Annotated in this window: 14 protein-coding genes; 3 read left to right on the top strand and 11 right to left on the bottom strand. The window is 68.4% G+C overall.

Annotated elements, in window-relative coordinates:
* Window positions 1-429 precede the first annotated feature (429 nt).
* The 9 genes from mtnP to FHY04_RS00695 form a co-directional block, all read right to left on the bottom strand.
* Window positions 430-1,293: an S-methyl-5'-thioadenosine phosphorylase gene (gene mtnP, locus FHY04_RS00735; protein WP_183935084.1), complete on the bottom strand. Its 864-nt coding sequence runs from the start codon at window positions 1,291-1,293 to the stop codon at window positions 430-432.
* Window positions 1,290-2,681 carry an amino acid permease gene (locus FHY04_RS00730; protein ID WP_183935083.1) on the bottom strand — a complete coding sequence of 464 codons (1,392 nt, stop codon included), beginning with the start codon at window positions 2,679-2,681 and terminating at the stop codon, window positions 1,290-1,292. The genes mtnP and FHY04_RS00730 overlap by 4 nt, the downstream gene beginning before the upstream one ends.
* Window positions 2,682-2,848: 167 nt before the next feature.
* Window positions 2,849-3,202, bottom strand: a complete 354-nt coding sequence (locus FHY04_RS00725; RefSeq protein ID WP_183935082.1) for an iron-sulfur cluster assembly accessory protein — start codon at window positions 3,200-3,202, stop codon at window positions 2,849-2,851.
* A gap of 127 nt (window positions 3,203-3,329) precedes the next feature.
* Window positions 3,330-3,791, bottom strand: coding sequence for an SUF system Fe-S cluster assembly protein (locus tag FHY04_RS00720; RefSeq protein ID WP_031395029.1), 462 nt, complete (start codon window positions 3,789-3,791; stop codon window positions 3,330-3,332).
* Window positions 3,788-4,996, bottom strand: a complete 1,209-nt coding sequence (locus FHY04_RS00715; protein WP_221211609.1) for a cysteine desulfurase — start codon at window positions 4,994-4,996, stop codon at window positions 3,788-3,790. The genes FHY04_RS00720 and FHY04_RS00715 overlap by 4 nt, the downstream gene beginning before the upstream one ends.
* 2 nt (window positions 4,997-4,998) lie before the next feature.
* Complete coding sequence (locus tag FHY04_RS00710; protein WP_183935429.1) at window positions 4,999-6,069, bottom strand: SufD family Fe-S cluster assembly protein; 1,071 nt, start codon at window positions 6,067-6,069, stop codon at window positions 4,999-5,001.
* 2 nt (window positions 6,070-6,071) lie between these two features.
* Complete coding sequence (sufC, locus tag FHY04_RS00705; protein WP_031441058.1) at window positions 6,072-6,815, bottom strand: Fe-S cluster assembly ATPase SufC; 744 nt, start codon at window positions 6,813-6,815, stop codon at window positions 6,072-6,074.
* A gap of 96 nt (window positions 6,816-6,911) precedes the next feature.
* Window positions 6,912-8,402 carry a Fe-S cluster assembly protein SufB gene (gene sufB / locus FHY04_RS00700; RefSeq protein WP_183935080.1) on the bottom strand — a complete coding sequence of 497 codons (1,491 nt, stop codon included), beginning with the start codon at window positions 8,400-8,402 and terminating at the stop codon, window positions 6,912-6,914.
* A 121-nt stretch (window positions 8,403-8,523) separates the two neighbouring features.
* On the bottom strand, window positions 8,524-8,952 hold the full coding sequence (locus tag FHY04_RS00695) for an SUF system Fe-S cluster assembly regulator (RefSeq protein WP_031441060.1): 429 nt from the start codon (window positions 8,950-8,952) through the stop codon (window positions 8,524-8,526).
* 232 nt (window positions 8,953-9,184) lie between these two features.
* On the opposite strand from FHY04_RS00695, the gene FHY04_RS00690 reads away from it, so the two are divergent.
* From FHY04_RS00690 to FHY04_RS00680, 3 genes are all read left to right on the top strand, one after another.
* Window positions 9,185-10,216, top strand: a complete 1,032-nt coding sequence (locus FHY04_RS00690) for a quinone-dependent dihydroorotate dehydrogenase (RefSeq protein ID WP_183935079.1) — start codon at window positions 9,185-9,187, stop codon at window positions 10,214-10,216.
* Window positions 10,217-10,307: 91 nt separating this feature from the next.
* Window positions 10,308-12,056 carry a gamma-glutamyltransferase gene (gene ggt, locus FHY04_RS00685; RefSeq protein ID WP_183935078.1) on the top strand — a complete coding sequence of 583 codons (1,749 nt, stop codon included), beginning with the start codon at window positions 10,308-10,310 and terminating at the stop codon, window positions 12,054-12,056.
* Window positions 12,057-12,255: 199 nt separating this feature from the next.
* The gene (locus tag FHY04_RS00680) at window positions 12,256-14,046 is read left to right on the top strand and encodes a long-chain fatty acid--CoA ligase (RefSeq protein WP_183935077.1); all 1,791 of its coding nucleotides are present in this window, start codon (window positions 12,256-12,258) and stop codon (window positions 14,044-14,046) included.
* Window positions 14,047-14,079: 33 nt separating this feature from the next.
* On the opposite strand, the gene FHY04_RS00675 is transcribed toward FHY04_RS00680, so the two are convergent.
* Both FHY04_RS00675 and FHY04_RS00670 read right to left on the bottom strand, forming a co-directional pair.
* Window positions 14,080-14,565 (bottom strand): hypothetical protein, encoded by a 486-nt coding sequence (locus FHY04_RS00675; RefSeq protein ID WP_037531841.1) that lies wholly within the window; start codon window positions 14,563-14,565, stop codon window positions 14,080-14,082.
* A 151-nt stretch (window positions 14,566-14,716) separates the two neighbouring features.
* Window positions 14,717-17,686, bottom strand: coding sequence for a pitrilysin family protein (locus tag FHY04_RS00670; RefSeq protein WP_183935076.1), 2,970 nt, complete (start codon window positions 17,684-17,686; stop codon window positions 14,717-14,719).
* Between the last annotated feature and the right edge of the window lie 86 nt (window positions 17,687-17,772).

Raw genomic sequence — 17,772 nt, 5'->3', positions numbered from 1 at the left:
GGCGACGCCTGCGCCCTGAACGACCGTCATCCCAGCGAAAGCCGGGATATCCCCGTGAGGCTCACATCGCCCACCACAAGGGATATCCCGGCCGTCGCTGGGATGACGTGTTTCAGGTCAGGAGCGTGGCGGACGGCGCGTCTCGAACGCGACCCAGGCCCGGCAGAAAAAAGCGGGGCGACCATGACGATCGCCCCGTAGTTCAGGGAGGGACCGGGAGGGGGAACAACCCGGCCACGTCGCCGTCCACAGGGGGAGAGGGAGCGGCGACCCCCACCTCATCGCGCCGATATGTTGCACCAATGTGTCGGAGCCCACGGATCGCCGCAATTCTTCCGCCGATCACCGCACCCGGTGGCAAACCACCACCTCCCCCAACCGTCATCCTGACGAACGTCAAGACCCAGAGCCTCGCGCGTCACGCCGTCGCTAGAGCGCCCGCCCCGCCACCGCGTCGAGCTTCGCCACCAGCGCCGGATCCCTCGCCTCGCGCGCCGTGATGATCGCACTGTCGAGACAGGTATCGATCGGCGACGCCGCCCGCTCCGCCGGCAGGCCGCGCAGCAACGCCATCACCATCGCCCGCGCTTTCGCCGCATTAGCGCCGAGCTGCGCAATCACCTCCGCGACATCGACCCCCGCCGCCTCCTCGCGCCAGCAGTCATAGTCGGTCACCATCCCGACCAACGCATAGGGCAGCTCCGCCTCGCGCGCGAGCTTCGCCTCGGGCATCGCGGTCATCCCGATCACGTCGCACCCCCATTGGCGGTACAACCGGCTTTCCGCGCGCGTCGAGAATTGCGGCCCCTCCATCGCCAGATAGGTGCCACGGTCATCGACCTGCGCACCGGCCTGGCGCGCGGCATCGGCGGCATAGCCCGACAGGCGCGGACACACGGGATCCGCCATCGAGACATGCGCGACCAGGCCCGTACCGAAGAAGCTCGACACCCGCCCTTTGGTCCGGTCGATGAACTGGTCGACGATCGTGAAGCTCCCCGGCGGCCGCGCCTCGACCAGCGACCCGACCGACGACACCGCGAGCACATCGGTCACGCCCAGCCGCTTCAGCGCATCGATGTTCGCGCGCGCGTTCAGCTCAGAGGGCGAAATCCGGTGCCCCCGCCCATGCCGCGGCAGGAAGGCTACGCCGACATGCCCGACGCGGCCGGTATAGATCGCATCCGACGGCACACCCCAGGGCGTCTCCACCGTCTGCCAGCGCCCGTCCTCGATCCCCTCGACCGCGTACAGCCCCGAGCCGCCGATGATCCCGATCGTCCAGCCGCTCATTCGGCAAGCGCCCGCGGCCGGGCGTAGGCGAAGTAGATCACCAGCCCGAGCAGGTTCCACAGCCCGAAATAGAGCTGTGTCTTCGAGGGCAGGCTGAAGAACAGGTACAGGCAGCCGAGAATGCCGACGATGCCCACCAGCGTCGCGGCAGGCGCGCGGAAGGTGCGGATCGCATCGGGCGCACGGCGGCGCATCACCAGCATGCACGCGCACACCGCGACGAACGCCGCGAGCGTCCCCGCATTGGCGAGCGCCGCGATCTCGGCGAGCGGCAGCAGCCCCGCGATCACCGCGACGATCGCCGCAGTGATCCACGTGATCCGCACCGGCGCACCGCGCTTCGACACCTTGGCGAGGCCCAGCGGCAGCAAGCCGTCACGCGCCATCGTGAAGAAGATCCGGCTCTGCCCGAACAGGAAGGCGAGCAGCACGGTTGGCAGCGCGATGACCGCCGACGCGCCCAGGAAGGTCGCGAACCCCGGCCGCCCGATCTCGCGCAGGATCAGCGCGAGCGGCTCGGCAGAGCCTGCAAACCGCGTGTAGGACAGCGCGCCCACTGCGGCGACCGCGACGAGGATGTAGATCGCGATGCACGCCACCATCGACCCGAGGATACCGATCGCGAGGTCGCGCCCCGGATTTTTCGTCTCCTCCGCCGCGGTCGAGATCGCATCGAACCCGTAGAACGCGAAGAAGATGATCGCCGCCGCCGCCATCACGCCGCGCTCCGCACCGTCGGGCTGGACGGCCTTGGGGAAGCCATAGGGCATGAACGGCTGCAGGTTCGCGCTGTTGAAATAATGGAGCGCGATGAACACGAACACGGTCAGCGCGATCATCTTCACCGCCACCAGCACCGCGTTCAGCGTCGCACTCTCGCGCGTCCCGAACGACAGCACGCCCGCGACGACCGCGATGATCACGATCGCCGGCACGTTCAGGACGCCGCCGAGTTCGGGGCTGAGCGTCAGCGCCTCGGGAAACCCGAACGCGCCGCGCAGCAACGGCGCGGCATAACCCGACCAGCCGACCGCGACGGTCGACACGACCAGCGAATATTCGAGGATGAGGCTCCAGCCGATCACCCAGGCGATCAGCTCGCCGAGCACGACATAGCTGTATGTATAGGCGCTGCCCGACGCCGGGATCATCGTCGCCATCTCGGCATAAGCGAGCGCGGCGCAGGCACAGATCCCGCCGGCGATGATGAACGACAGGATGACCGCCGGCCCCGCGAGTCCGGCGCCGACGCCGATCAGCGTCAGGATCCCCGTCCCGACGATCCCGCCGACCCCCATCGCGACCAGATGGGGCCACGACAAGGTCCGCGCGAGCTGATGCTCGGGCGGCTGCTCGGTGACGATTTTTCGGCGAAACAGACTGGCCACGTAGATCCCCTCTTCTTCAGGGGGGAGTGGCACAGGACGGGATGGGCAAGCAAGGCGGCCGGTCGGCCGGCATCGCCTTGGCTCGGCCGGATCTTTGTTCTCCCGCGAAGGCGGGAGCCCAGTCTGGGTCCCCGCCTTCGCGGGGACACATTAGCTCACGGCAGAATTTAGACCGTGAAGCTTTCCCCGCACCCGCACGCACCCCTGGCGTTGGGGTTCTGGAACACGAACCCGGCCGTGAAGTCGTCCTCGACCCAGTCCATCGTCGACCCGATCAGGTACAATATCGACCCGCCATCGACGAACAGCGTGCCGCCGGGCGTGTCGATCCGTTCGTCGAACGGCTTGGCCTCGCTCACATAATCGACCGAATAGGCGAGTCCCGAACAGCCGCGCTTGGGCGTCGACAGCTTGACCCCGATCGAATCGTCCGGCGCGCGCGCCATCAGGTCCGCGATCCGCGCATGCGCGGTCGCGGTCAGGTTCAGTGCCGCGGGCCGTGCTCGTAATGTCGTCGCCATGGCTCGTTCCTTCCATCTAAAGCCCCTACCCTTCAGGGGAGGGGTTGGGGTGGGGCGCCCGACCGGATCGCGCGCTCGCGGTGAGGCCCCACCCCCGTCCCCTCCCCTGAAGGGGAGGGGCAAGTCGTCACAGCATGCCCAGTTCGAGCTTCGCCTCGTCGGACATCTTCTGCGGATCCCATGCCGGATCCCACACCAGGTTCACCTCGGCGACCCCGACCCCCGGCACCGCACCGACGCGCATCTCGACCTCCATCGGCATCGATTCCGCAACCGGGCAGTTCGGCGTGGTCAGTGTCATCGTGACGACCGCATGCCCGTCCTCGGTCACCTCGACGCCATAGATCAGCCCCAGGTCATAGATGTTCACCGGGATCTCGGGATCATAGATGTCCTTCAATGCATCGATGATCGCATCATAGACCGCGCCACCCGGCTCGCCGGGGGAGTCCACCTGCGGCTTCTGCGCCAGGAACCCGGCGAGATAGTCGCGCTTGCGCTCCGCATCGCCGTCGGTGTCGAGCACGACACGCGCCTTGGGCGGCGACTGCACCGCCTCGACTTCCTCGATCTCGAACCGATCGCTCATCCAAATATCCTCGTTACTCGCGCGATACCGCGCACCAGCGCATCCACGTCAGCAGGACCGTTATAGACACCGAAGCTCGCCCTGGCCGTCGCGTCGACGCCCAGCATCTCCATCAGCGGCTGGGCGCAGTGATGGCCCGCCCGGATCGCGACGCGCTCTTCGTCCAATATGGTGCCGATGTCGTGCGGATGAACCCCTTCGATCGTGAACGAGACGATCCCCGCCGAATCCGCCGGGCCATAGAGCCGCACCGAATTGATCCCCGACAGCGCCTCGCGCGTCGCGGTGACCAGCGCGGTTTCGTGCGCATGGATCGCCGCCAGCCCGATGCTCTCGACATAGTCGATCGCCGCATGCAGCCCGAGCGCGCCGACGATATGCGGCGTCCCCGCCTCGAACCGTCCCGGCGCCGGCGCGTACGTCGTCTTCGCGAACGACACCTTGTCGATCATCGACCCGCCACCCTGATAGGGCGGCATCGCCTCGAGCAGCTCGGGCTTTGCCCACAGCACGCCGATCCCGGTCGGGCCGTACAGCTTGTGGCCCGAGAACACGTAAAAATCGCAGCCGATCGCAGACACGTCGACCGCGATCCGCGGCACCGACTGGCAGCCGTCGAGCAGGATCTTCGCCCCGACCGAATGCGCAATCTCCGTCGCCCGCTTCGCGTCGAGCACCGAGCCGAGCACGTTCGACACATGGCCGAGCGCGACCAGCTTGTGCGCGGGCGTGATCATCCGCTCCATCGTGTCGAGATCGATGCAATGGTCCGCGGTCAGCGGCAGCACGTCGATCGCGACACCGCGTGCCTCGGCGATCATCTGCCACGGCACGATGTTCGAATGATGCTCGAGCATCGACAGCAGGATGCGGTCGCCCGCCTTCAACTGGGTCCCCGCCCAGCAGGTCGCGACCAGGTTGATCGCCTCGGTCGCGCCGCGCACGAACACGATCTCGTCGGGCGATCCCGCACCGATGAACCGCGCCACCGCCCGGCGTGCCGCCTCGTACGCGACGGTCATGTCGGCGGAGCGCTGGTACACACCGCGGTGCACGGTCGCATAGGTCTCGCCATAAGCGCGCGTGATCGCGTCGACCACAGGCTGCGGCTTCTGCGCGGTGGCGGCGGTATCGAGATACGCCCAGCCCTCGGGGATAGCCGGAAAGTCCGACACCCGGTCGAGCGGGCGCGTTTCGAGCGTCAGGGTCACAGCGCCGCCTCCAGCCACGCATCCGCGTCCGCAACGAACGCGTCGCGCACCGTCTCGTCCGCGATCTGCGCGAACGCATCGCCGACGAACGCACGCGTCAGCAGCGCCTGCGCCTTGGCATGCGGGATGCCGCGGCTCTGCATGTAGAACAACGCGCGCTGGTCGAGCTCACCGACCGTCGCGCCGTGCGCGCACTTCACGTCGTCCGCGAAGATCTCGAGCTCGGGCTTCAGATTGACCGTCGCGGTGCGCTTGAGCAGCAGCCCGCGCAGCGACTGCACGCCGTCGGTCTTCTGCGCATCGCGCGCCACCTCGACGCGCGCCGCAAGGCTCGCGGTCGACGTGTCCGCTGCGACCGCGCGCCAGATCTGCTTGCTCTGCCCGTTGAGCGCAGCATGCCGCACCGACAGCGCGCATTCCTGCCGCTGGTCGCGCCGGGTCAGCAAGGCGCCGCCATATTCGGCAAACGCATCGTCACCCGACACGGTGATCGCGCCGTCGATCCGCGTCCCCGCATCGCCCGCGCCGAGCATCGTCACGATCAGGCTCGCCCCCGCACCGACATCCGCCTCGTCGCGCACCGACACGAAGCCCGCGGTCTGCAGCAACCGCACCGCGCGCGTCAGCTTCGCGCCCGCGCCCAGCATCATCCGCGTCGACCGGTTCGACCAGCCGGTCCCGACATAGGTCTCGACCACCGACGCCTGCGCGCCGTCCGCGAGCACGATCTCGGCGGGAACATGGTTCTCGCCCCCGGTCGCGATATGGACGATCTGGATCAGCTCGGCCGAAGCGTGCGCCTCGACGCGCAACGACCAGCCATGGCCGGTCGTCCGCGCGCCCAGCACATGCGTGCCACCCTCGAGCGGCGCGATCGCGACATGCCGAAGCTCGCTGCGACCTTCATCCAGCGCGCCATCGACAAACACCGCCCGCGCGCCCTCGAGCGCGAGGAACCACGACCCCGCCAGCGCCTCACCCCGCGGCAACCCCGCCGCCGCCGCGATCGCCGCCGGATCACCCCAGCGCCACGACTCCTCGCGCGTGGAGGGAAGTTCGAGCAGCATCGTCACGCGGCGATCCCCACATAGCCTTCGCTCTCAAGCTGCTGCGCGAGTTCCTTGCCGCCCGACCGGACGATCCGCCCGTCGGCAAGGACATGGACGAAGTCCGGCTCCACATAATCGAGCAGCCGCTGGTAATGCGTGATCAGCAGCACCGCCTTGTCAGGCGCGCGCATGATGCGGTTGATGCCGTCGCCGACGACGCGCAGCGCGTCGATGTCGAGGCCGGAATCGGTCTCGTCGAGGATCGCGAACTTCGGGTTGACGATGCCCATCTGCACCATCTCGTTGCGCTTCTTCTCGCCGCCCGAAAAGCCGACATTCACCGGCCGCTTGAGCATGTCGTAATCCATCCCGAGCAGATCCGCCTGCCCGCGCGCGAGCTTCAGGAACTCGCCGCCCGACAGCGCCTTCTCGTCGCGCGTCGCGCGCTGGGCATTCAACGCCTCGCGCAGGAACTGGACGTTCGACACGCCGGGGATCTCGACCGGATACTGGAAGCCGAGGAACACGCCCGCCGCGGCGCGCTCATGCGCCTCGAGCTCGAGCAGGTCGACGCCGTCGAACGTCACCGACCCAGACGTGACCTCGTACCCGGGCCGCCCGCCGAGCACATAGCCCAGCGTCGACTTGCCCGCGCCGTTCGGCCCCATGATCGCGTGCACCTCGCCCGCGTTCACCTCGAGCGAGAGCCCCTTGAGGATTTCCTTGCCGTCGATCTCGGCATGAAGGTTTTCAATTTTCAGCATCGAATTCTGCCCAATTCCAAATCTCTAAATTTCCGCGGCGCGTCCTGCGCCAGCGCTGTCCCGTCATGCCCGCGCCAGCGGGATGACGGGCGGGGATCACCCCACAGACCCTTCCAGCGAGATCCCCAACAGCTTCTGCGCCTCGACCGCGAACTCCATCGGCAGTTGCTGCAGCACTTCCCGCGCGAAGCCGTTGACGATCAGCGCGACCGCCGCCTCCGCATCCAGCCCGCGCGACATCGCGTAGAACAGCTGGTCCTCGGAGATCTTCGACGTCGTCGCCTCATGCTCGATCTGCGCGGAGGGGTTGCGGACCTCGATATAGGGCACGGTATGCGCGCCGCACTGGTCGCCGAGCAGCAGGCTGTCGCACTGGGTGAAGTTGCGCACGCCCTCCGCGGTCGGCGCGACGCGCACCAGCCCGCGATAGGTGTTGTCCGAGCGCCCCGCCGAAATCCCCTTCGACACGATCGTCGAGCGGGTATTCTTGCCGAGGTGGATCATCTTCGTGCCGGTATCAGCCTGCTGGCGGTTGTTCGTCACCGCGACCGAATAGAATTCGCCGACCGAGCCATCGCCCGCCAGCACGCACGACGGATATTTCCACGTGATCGCACTGCCCGTCTCGACCTGGGTCCAGCTGACCTTCGAATTCTTGCCCTGGCACAGCGCACGCTTGGTGACGAAATTGTAGATCCCGCCGACGCCGTTCTCGTCGCCCGGATACCAGTTCTGCACGGTCGAGTACTTGATCTCGGCATCGTCGAGCACGACGAGTTCGACGACCGCGGCATGCAGCTGGTTCTCGTCGCGCATCGGCGCGGTGCAGCCCTCGAGATAGGAGACGTACGACCCCTTGTCGGCGACGATCAGCGTGCGCTCGAACTGGCCGGTATTCTCGGCATTGATCCGGAAATAGGTCGACAGCTCCATCGGGCAGCGCACGCCCTCGGGGATGTAGACGAACGTCCCGTCGGAGAAGACCGCCGAGTTCAGCGTCGCGAAGTAATTGTCACGCTGCGGCACGACCTTGCCGAGCCACTTGCGCACGAGGTCGGGATATTCCTTGATCGCCTCGGAGATCGACCGGAAGATCACGCCCGCGGCTTCGAGCTCCTTGCGGAACGTGGTCGCGACCGAGACGCTGTCGAACACCGCATCGACCGCGACGCGGCGCTTCGGCGTGCCGTCCTCGTTCAGCGGATCCTCGACCACGCCCGCGAGCATCTTCTGCTCGCCGATCGGGATGCCGAGCTTTTCGTAAACGCGCAGGATCTCGGGATCGACCTCGTCGAGGCTCCCGAGCTTCGGCTTCGCCTTGGGCTCCGCATAGTAATAGGCGTCCTGGTAATCGATCGGCGGCACGTTGAGCTTCGACCAGTCGGGCGCTTCCATCGTCTGCCACAGCGCGAACGCCTTCAGACGCCAGTCGAGCATCCACTGCGGCTCGCTCTTCTTGGCGGAAATGAAGCGCACCGTGTCTTCCGACAGACCCTTGGGCGCGAATTCCTGTTCGATGTCCGAGGAGAAGCCCCACTCGTACGTCTTGTTCGCGGCGGCATAGGCCTCTGCGTTCCGGGTAGCCATCATTCCATCTCCGCCGCAACGCGGCTCTCTAATGTCTTCGCGCCTTCGCGGCTTCGCGTGAACAGACTCTTCTCACGCGAAGGCGCAAAGGCGCGAAGGAAAGGGGTAGGCGCTGCGCGCGTCATGCGGGCACCGGCGAATTCGGGACTTGCAAGAGACTGGCGAGCGTCACGCCGGCGAGCGCGCCGCGAACTGCGCCGTTGACCGCGTTCCAGTGCGGCTTCACCTTGCACGTCTGGTCGATGCAGCAATCCTGCGCCGCGCCGTCGACGCACGCGGTCAGTGCGATCGGGCCCTCGACCGCCTCGATGATGTCGGCGAGCGAGATCGACGCAGGCGGCCGCGACAGGCGAAACCCGCCGCCCGTCCCGCGCGTGCTCTCGATCAGCCCCGCGGCCGACAAGCGGCTGACCAGCTTTTGCACGGTCGGCAGCGGCACGCCGGTCTCCTCGCTCAGCAGCGTCGCGTTCAGCCGCGCGATACCACCGCAATGACGCGCCGCGGCGCTCATCATTACGACCGCATAGTCGGCTAGGCTGGAAAGACGCATGGTGGCTTGAGTCCAATCGGACCGATATGATCCGATTGACAAATGGGCTTTGCGACCGGCAGCGTCAACCCGTCCGCCAGTGCTAACGACTCGCAACTAAGTCCGCTTTGTCATTCCCGCGGAGGCAGGAATCCAATCTACCTTTTGCGTCTGCGGATAGATGGATTCCCGCCTGCGCGGGAATGACGGAAGAAGGGTTTGGCCGCCCCAGCCGATCTGGCTAAGAGCGCGCATGGCCTTCTACCACCCGCTTCTCTTCCGCCTCGACGCCGAACGCGCGCATGGCCTGACGATCGCCGCGCTCGCCGCCTGGGGCAAGGCCGGCACGCCGCTCGCCCCATCCGTCCCTCGGCTTGCGACCAGCGTGGCGGGGATCGCCTTCCCCAACCCGGTCGGCCTTGCGGCGGGCGTCGACAAGGACGGTCGCGCGATCGACGGGTTCTTCGGGCTCGGTCTCGGCAGCGTCGAGATCGGCACGCTCACGCCTCTGCCCCAGCCCGGCAATCCGAAGCCGCGCATCTTCCGCCTCCCCGAAGACCGCGCGGTGATCAACCGCCTCGGCTTCAACAATGGCGGCCTCGACGCGGCGCTCGACCGGGCGAAGGCCCACAGCCGCGGCAAGGGCGTGCTCGGCATCAATGTCGGCGCGAACAAGGACGCGAGCGATCGCACCGCCGACTACGTCCACGGCGTCACCCGCGCCGCGCCGCACGCCGATTACATCACGATCAACATCAGCTCGCCCAACACGCCGGGCCTGCGCGACCTGCAACATGGCGCAGCTTTGCGCGACCTGCTCGCCGCCTGTACCGCCGCCAAGGGCACCACGCCGATCTTCCTCAAGGTCGCGCCCGACCTCGAGCCCGCGGATATCGACGACATCGCGCGCGCCGCGATCGACAACCGGATCGACGCGCTGATCGTCAACAACACGACGATCGGCCGCCCCGGCCTGCGCTCGGCGAACGCGACAGAGACCGGCGGCCTGTCGGGCGCCCCGCTCGCTCCGCTCGCGCGCCAGCGCCTCACCGACTTCCGCAAGGCAACCGGCGCCGCGATCCCGCTGATCTCGGTCGGCGGCATCGGCAGCGGTGCGGAGGCCTATGCCCGCCTCCGCGCGGGCGCGAGCCTCGTCCAGCTCTACACCGCGCTGGTGTATGAAGGCCCCGGCCTCCCTGCACGGATGCTGCGCGAGCTCGACGCGCTGCTCATCCGCGACGGCTTCGCCAGCATCGCCGACGCGATCGGCGTCGACGCCCGCTGACACATTTCGTCATCCCGGCGAAAGCTGGGATGACGGCGAGTTTGCGGCGGACGCCTTGCCACCCACCCGATCCGCGCTAGGTTCGCACGCGATGAAGACTCCCCTCCTCGCGCTCGCCCTCCTCCTCCCCACCGCCACCGCCGAAGCCCGCCGGACCACCCCCGCCCCCGCCCCGGCGAAGGATCAGGGCATGGTCAGCGCCGCCGACCCCCGCGCCGCCGCCGCGGGGGTCGAGATCCTGCGCGCGGGCGGCAGCGCGACCGACGCGGCGATCGCGACGATGCTCGCGCTCAACGTCGTCGAGCCGCAAAGCTCGGGGATCGGCGGCGGCAGCTTCTGGGTCAGCCATGCGGCGAATGGCGGGCTCAGCACGATCGACGCGCGCGAAAAGGCGCCCGCCGCCGCCGATCCGCGCTGGTTCTACGCCGCCGACGGCACCCCGCTCAGCCACCGCGACGCGGTCCCCGGCGGTCGCAGCGTCGGCGTCCCCGGCGCGCTGCGCGGCATGGCGCTCGCGCACCGCGCCTCGGGCAGGCTCCCCTGGGCGCGGCTGTTCGACCCCGCGATCCGGCTCGCGACCAATGGCTTCAAGGCGTCGCCGCGCCTCGTCAACGGGATGAAGGCGTATGGCGGCCACATCACGCCTGAAACGCGCACGCTCTTCTCCGCCCCCGACGGATCGCCCGTCGCGATCGGCGCGATGATCAGAAACCCCGCCCAGGCCGCCCTCCTCCAGCGGATCGCCGCGCGCGGCGCCGACAGCTTCTATGTCGGGCCCGAGGCGCAGAAGATCGTCACCACGGTCAACACCGCCGCGCGCAACCCGTCGAAGATGACGACCGGCGACCTCGCCAGCTACGACGCGAAGACCCGCGCGCCGGTCTGCGTCACCTACCGCGTCCACCGCATCTGCGGCATGGGCCCGCCCTCGTCGGGCGGCATCGCCGTGCTGATGATCCTGAAACAGCTCGAACGCTTCGACATGGCCAGGCTCGGCAAGGACAGTCCGCAGGCGTGGCACCTGTTCGCCGAAAGCTCGCGGCTCGCCTATGCCGACCGCGACCTCTATGTCGGCGACCCCGATTTCGTGTCGGTGCCGGTCAAGGGCATGCTCGATCCCGCCTATCTCGCCTCACGCTCGGCACTGATCCAGCCGACCACGACGATGGCCAGCGTCAGCGCAGGTTCGCCCCCCGGCGCCCCGGCCCGGCAATCCGCGCCGGTCAGCGAAGTCCCCGGCACCACCGACCTCGCGGTCGCCGATTCGCGCGGCAACGTCGTCGAGGTGACGACCACGGTCGAGGGCTATTTCGGCTCGGGGCTGACCGTCGACGGCACCGTGCTCAACAACCAGCTCACCGACTTCGACACCGTCCCCGAAAAGAACGGTGCACTCGTCGCCAACCGCGTCGAGGGCGGCAAGCGCCCGCGCAGCTCGATGTCGCCGACGATCGTCTACGGCCCCGACGGCAAGGTCCGGCTCGCGGTCGGCGCCGCGGGCGGCTCGACGATCATCGCGCAGGTCGCGAAGGCGATCATCGGCGTCGTCGACTGGAAACTGTCCGCACAGGACTCGATCGCGCTCGGCCTGATCTACGCCCCCGGCCATGTCGCCGCGGTCGAGAAGGGCACCGAGCGCGAGGCGATGATCCCCGCGCTCGAGGCACTGGGCGAGACGGTGCAGGTCACCGCGCTCGGCCTCAAGGCGAACGCGGTCGAGCGGGTGAACGGCCGCTGGGTCGGCGCCGCGGATCCGCGCAGCGAAGGCGTCGGAATCGCGCAGGACGGCACGGTGACCCAGATCCAGCGCGTCGGCGCCCTCCAGCGCGCGCCGGAATAGCATGCCCCGCCCCTTTGTCGTCCTCCCCGCGCAGGCGGGGATCCATAGGCGCTGACATCGGTGATCCCACAGGCCGGTCAGCCAATATGGGTTCCTGCCTCCGCGGGAATGACGACGGACCGTTAGCAGACTATACCGCACCAAAGACCGAGCGGCCCCGCGAGGGGACACAGTTCGCAAGAGCGCCCCAGGAGAGACCATGCCCCGCCAGCTCGAACCCTTCCCCAACCTCGTCACCATGTTCTTCGCGCGCGCCGCGGAGAGGGGCGACTCGCCGTTCCTCTGGACCAAGCAGAGCGGCGCCTGGGTGGCGACCAGCTGGGCCGACGCCGCGCGACAGGTCGCGAGCCTCGCCAGCGCGCTGACCGCGATCGGGCTGAAACGCGGCGACCGGGTGATGCTGGTCAGCGAGAACCGCCCCGAATGGTGCCTCAGCGACCTCGCGATCATGGCGGCGGGCTGCGTGACAGTGCCGACCTATGTCACCAACACCGAACGCGATCACCTGCACATCATCGAGAATGCGGGCGCCTGCGCGATCATCGTCTCGACCGCGAAGCTGGCGAAGACGGTGCTCCCCGCGGTCTTGCGCTCCAACCAGGCGCAGATCGTGATCGGGCTCGAGGACATGCGAGTCCCCGCCGCGATCGATTTCCACAACTGGCACGCGCTGATCGCCGCGCACCCGACCACGCCCGAGACCGCGGCGGCGCACGCGACCTTCACCCGCGACGATCTCGCCTGCATCATCTACACCTCGGGCACCGGCGGCGCGCCGCGCGGCGTGATGCAGCATCACGGCGCGATCCTGCACAATTGCGCAGGCTGCGCCGCCGTCATCTCGGAGGATTTCGGCTGGGACGACGAGGTCTTCCTGTCGTTCCTGCCGCTCAGCCACGCCTATGAACATACCGGCGGCCAGCATTTCCCGATCTCCTTGGGTGGCCAGATCTATTATGCCGAAGGCCTCGAAAAGCTCGCCGCGAACATCGAGGAAACGCGCCCGACGATCATGTTCGTCGTCCCCCGCCTGTTCGAGGTGCTGCGCACGCGCATCTCGAAGACGATCGAGAAACAGGGCGGCGCGTCGGCCTATCTCCTCGCCCGCGCGCTCGACATCGGCGCCAGGCGCTATGCGGGCAAGCTCCGCCTGATCGACCGGCCGGCGCAGGCCGCCGTTGCGACCCTGTTCAAGCCCAAGATCGCCAAGAAGTTCGGCGGCCGGCTGAAAGCGATGATCTCGGGCGGCGCGCCGCTCAACCCGGAGGTCGGGCTGTTCTTCGAATCGATCGGCCTCACCTTCCTCCAGGGCTATGGCCAGACCGAGGCCGCGCCCGTCATCTCGTGCAACCGCCCCAAGGCGGGCGTGCGGATGGATTCGGTCGGCCCGCCGCTCAAGGATACCGAGGTGCGGATCGCCGAGGATGGCGAGATCCTGGTGCGCGGCGAACTCGTCATGCACGGCTATTGGCGCAACGATGCCGAGACCGCGAAGGTGCTGAAGGACGGCTGGCTGCACACCGGCGACGTCGGCGAGATCGACGCGCAGGGTCGCATCCGCATTACCGACCGCAAGAAGGACCTGATCATCAACGACAAGGGCGACAATGTCGCCCCGCAGAAGATCGAGGGGATGCTGACGCTCCAGCCCGAGATCGTCCAGGCGATGATCGCCGGCGACAAGCGCCCCTATATGGTCGCGCTGATCGTGCCCGATCCCGAATGGACGCAGCAATGGTGCGCGTCGAACGGCGATGCGTGCAATTTCAGCAGGCTGGCCGAGAACAGCGAGTTCCGCACCGCGCTGGGTCACGCGATCGAGCGCGTGAACAAGGATCTGACCGTCACCGAACGCGTCCGCCGCTTCGTGCTGGCGGACGGGCCGTTCACGATCGAGAACGAACAGCTGACGCCGAGCCTCAAGATCCGCCGCCACGTCATCCGCCAGGCCTATGGCGACCGGCTCGACGCGCTCTACCTCAAGGGCTGACGAATGGGGGGCCACATTGGACCCCCCGCCCCCTCAGGCTGCGCCCAGCGGAAGGTTGCTGCGCTTGCAGACATAGGTCGCCAGCTCCTCGCGCAGCGGCAGCCCGGCGATCGGGCGCAACGGACCGTCATAGGCGATGCTCGTCTCGACCAGCGAACGGCGCGGCGCGACGCCCAGGACGTGGAACAGGCGACGCTCGCAATCGACCTCGGTGCGGGCATAGGCGACGCGGCCGGCATGTTCCTGGCGGATGATCGCGATCACCGTGCCGCCGATCGCCCGGCGCTCGCGTAGCAGGAAATAGCGCGAGGCGGTATCCGACGGGGTCGGGATCAGGTCGCCCTTGACCGTCAGCGCGGGCGGCGCTGGCGCTGCGACTTCGGTTTCGCCCAGATTGCGCAGCGATACGCCCGCAGTGCTCATCGCATTGTTGTCGACCGCATCGGTCGACGGCGCGCCCGAACAGGCGGACACGCCCAACCCGCCGGCAACCGCCAGCGCTAACCACGTCTTCTTCATCAATACACTCCCGGGTATGAATCAGGTTCAAACGCCCGCAGCGTTACGATCGATCCGGTGGTGCGGATCGATCCCCGCCGCTCGACGTTGCGCGAGGAAATTTTCTTCGGCGAAGGGCGCGCACCGACCGGCACGCGCCCTCCCGGTCCGCTTATTTCGCCGCCGGCTTGGGCGCCGCGGCGGGCACCACCGCCATCGTCCAGTCGCGGTCGGGGCGCAGATATTTCGCCGCGACCGCCTGCAGGTCGGCCGGCGTCGTCGACACCAGATCCTCGGCGATCCGCTTGGTCGCATCGATCCGCCGCGGATCATAGGTCGCCCCGCCGAGCTGCTGCATCCAGAACTGGTTCCCGGTCGAAGCGCGCATGATGTACTGCCCCATCGGCCGCTTGATCCGCTGCAGCTCGTCATCCGCGATCGGCGTCGAGACCAGCTCGGCGGCGATCTTGCGCGCGGTCTCGAAGAAGAACGCGACCTTTTCCGGCGCGACCTGGCCGATCGCGACGAGGCGACCGCCGCTGTTCATCCCGGTCGGCCACTGGCTCTGCACGTTCGGGCTGTAGCTCGCGCCCGCCGCCTGGCGGAGACGCTCGAACAGCCGGTCGGCGAACACCTGCGCGAGCACGTCGAGGCGACGGCTCTCGGTGATCGCCTCGATCCCGCCCCCGGTCGGCCAGGCGATGACCGCCGCCGCCTGGTTCTGCGGGCCGGTATGCGTGCGCATCACCGGGGTCGCGACATGCGCGGGGAAGCGCACCGGCGCCGCCACCGCGGTCGACGCGGATCGCGCGGCTATCGCACCGAAGCTCTTGGCGACCGCGGCGATCGCCTCCTCGCTCTTCACGTCGCCGAACACCGACACCTCGATCGGCCCGGTCTTGAGCAGCGGTTCCCAGAACTTGCGGAAGTCCTTGGCGTTGAGCGCCTCGACCGACTCGCGCGACGGCGTGCCCCAGCGCGGATCGCCCGCGCGCAACAGCTTCTCCAGGTCGCGCGACAGCACGCCGTCGGGCGACGATTCATAACCCGCAAACGCCGCCAGCGCCGCGACCCGCGCGCGCGCGACCGGCGCCGCGTCCCATGCCGGGAAGGCGAGCTTGGCGGCCATCAGCGTCAGCTGGTCGGCATAATCCGCAGGCGAGGTCAGCGCGCCCAGCGTGAACGCGTCGTCGTCGATCCCGAAATCGAGGCCGATGCGACGCCCGGCGGTCAGCTGATCGAGATCGCCCTGATCGAGCTTGCCGATCCCGCCCGCGACCAGCGCGAGGTCGCCCGCCCAGGCCGGACTCGGCTTGTTCGCCGGGATCGCGCTGTAACCGCGACCGAACCGGACGCGGACATAGACGCGGCCGGTCTCGCCCGTATTGGGGAACAGCAGCAGGCGGGTGCCATTGGCATAGGTCACCTGCTCCATGTCGAACGCGGCGATCTTTTCGCGCGACGCCACGACGCCGGGCTTGCCGAGCGGCGGCAGCGCGGCGAACGTCACCGCATTCTGCTGGCGACGCAGCCCCGCCAGCCCCGAGACGTCCGCCTTCAGCGCGGTCTCGAGCTTGGCCACAGCGGCGGGGTCAGGCGTGATCGTGTTGACCAGCGCGCGCGTCGCGGTCCCCTCGAAGATCCGCTTCGACGCGGCGAGCAGCGTGGCGGGCGTGAACATGCCCTTCGCCTTGGCGTCCTGCAGGATCTTGTACGACGTCTCCGGTCCCGCGACGGTCTCGCGGATATCGAGCGCCCCGACCATGTCGTCGGCCTGACGCGCACCCGCCTCGACCCGTGCGGTCTCGACCTGGGTACGCATGATCGTGTCGAAATCGGCATATTCGCGGTCGACCTCGGCCTGACTCGGCGCATTGGTCTGCGCGTCGGCGATCACCGCGCGCACATCCTTCAGCGCCGCTTCCCAGTCGGTCCCGATCGGCACGATGTTGACGCTGGTCAGGTTCGCCGACCGCGACACGTCGTCGATCGACACCCCCGCCTGGAGATAGCTGCCACCGGCGCGTGCGCGCGTCTCGAGCCGCCGGCTGATCAGCCGCGTCGCCAGCACGTCGACCAGCCGCGTCTGGTTCATGATCGCGGTGTCGTCCTTGTACACCCAGGGCCGGACCACGCCGAGTGTGACGACCGCGGGCAGCGACGGCTCGGCGATCGCCTGCGCGGCGGGGGCGGCGGGATCGGGCTTGCCGAAATCGGGCGCCGCGGTGAACGCGCCGACCGGTTTCCAGTCCGCGAAGTTCTTGACGATCAGCCGTCCGAACAGCGCCGGGTCCATGTCGCCCGAAATGATGACGACGGTGTTCTCGGGCCGGTACCAGCGATCGTGGAACGCCTTGATGCTCGCGCCGGTCGCCGCCTCGAGCGTCTTGATGCTGCCGATCGGCGACCGGTCCGCGAGCGGCTGGCCGGCAAAGAAGGTCGATCGGATCGCATCGCCGATCCGCACCTGGGGTCCTGGCTGCTCGCGCTGTTCGGCCAGCACCACCGGGCGCTCGGCGGTGACCGTCGCATCGGTCAGCACCGGCTGCTCCATCATCCCCGACAGGATCTTCAGGCTGTCGTCGAGCCCCGCCTCGCTCGCCGAGGGCAGGTCGAGCTTGTACGTCGTCGAAACGGGCGTGGTCTGCGCATTGGTGTCCGATCCGAACGTCGCGCCGAACCGCTGCCAGACGCGCTTGGCCTCGCCGTCGGGGACGTATTTCGAGCCGCGGAACGACAGATGCTCGATGAAATGCGCATAGCCGCGCTCGGCATCGCTCTCGTTCAGCGACCCGGCATCGACCCGGACGCGCACCGACACCTGGCCCGGCGGGACGCCGTTCTTGCGCACGGCAAAGCGCAGCCCGTTGGGCAGCGTGCCGAACTTCCACTCAGGGTCGCGGGTGAGATCGCTGCCCTTGTAGAGCCACGCGGTCGTGTCGATCCCGGGCAGCCCCGGCAGCGTCGGCGCCTCGCCGGGCATCGCCACGGTCTGCGGCTGGACGGGTGCAGCAGGTGCCGCCGCGGGCGGCTTGGCGCGGGACGCGGGCCGCGCCCCCGATTGGCCGATGGCAGGGATCGCCAGACACAGCACGAGCGACAGGAAGACGGGAGCGCCGAGCGCGCGGGGGGTAAACGCCATGCCGTCCTGTAGCGCCCCCGGCCGCCGACCGCCAGCGCCGTGCCCGTCGCGCGCGCCGCGCCATCATTTCGTCCCATAGCCGCGCT

Origin of the sequence: Sphingomonas sp. BK481 (assembly GCF_014194875.1) — a bacterium.
Lineage (GTDB): Bacteria > Pseudomonadota > Alphaproteobacteria > Sphingomonadales > Sphingomonadaceae > Sphingomonas > Sphingomonas aerolata.
Note: the sequence above shows the minus strand (reverse complement) of the source record. Positions and strands in the feature narration are given on the sequence as shown.

Excerpts from the sequence above, each read along its gene's own strand:
- mtnP (WP_183935084.1), bottom strand. The coding sequence starts at position 1,293 with ATGAGCGGCTGGACGATCGGGATCATCGGCGGCTCGGGGCTGTACGCG.
- FHY04_RS00725 (WP_183935082.1), bottom strand. The coding sequence starts at position 3,202 with ATGGCGACGACATTACGAGCACGGCCCGCGGCACTGAACCTGACCGCG.
- FHY04_RS00720 (WP_031395029.1), bottom strand. The coding sequence starts at position 3,791 with ATGAGCGATCGGTTCGAGATCGAGGAAGTCGAGGCGGTGCAGTCGCCG.
- FHY04_RS00710 (WP_183935429.1), bottom strand. The coding sequence starts at position 6,069 with ATGCTGCTCGAACTTCCCTCCACGCGCGAGGAGTCGTGGCGCTGGGGT.
- sufC (WP_031441058.1), bottom strand. The coding sequence starts at position 6,815 with ATGCTGAAAATTGAAAACCTTCATGCCGAGATCGACGGCAAGGAAATC.
- sufB (WP_183935080.1), bottom strand. The coding sequence starts at position 8,402 with ATGGCTACCCGGAACGCAGAGGCCTATGCCGCCGCGAACAAGACGTAC.
- FHY04_RS00695 (WP_031441060.1), bottom strand. The coding sequence starts at position 8,952 with ATGCGTCTTTCCAGCCTAGCCGACTATGCGGTCGTAATGATGAGCGCC.
- FHY04_RS00690 (WP_183935079.1), top strand. The coding sequence starts at position 9,185 with ATGGCCTTCTACCACCCGCTTCTCTTCCGCCTCGACGCCGAACGCGCG.
- ggt (WP_183935078.1), top strand. The coding sequence starts at position 10,308 with ATGAAGACTCCCCTCCTCGCGCTCGCCCTCCTCCTCCCCACCGCCACC.
- FHY04_RS00680 (WP_183935077.1), top strand. The coding sequence starts at position 12,256 with ATGCCCCGCCAGCTCGAACCCTTCCCCAACCTCGTCACCATGTTCTTC.
- FHY04_RS00675 (WP_037531841.1), bottom strand. The coding sequence starts at position 14,565 with ATGAAGAAGACGTGGTTAGCGCTGGCGGTTGCCGGCGGGTTGGGCGTG.
- FHY04_RS00670 (WP_183935076.1), bottom strand. The coding sequence starts at position 17,686 with ATGGCGTTTACCCCCCGCGCGCTCGGCGCTCCCGTCTTCCTGTCGCTC.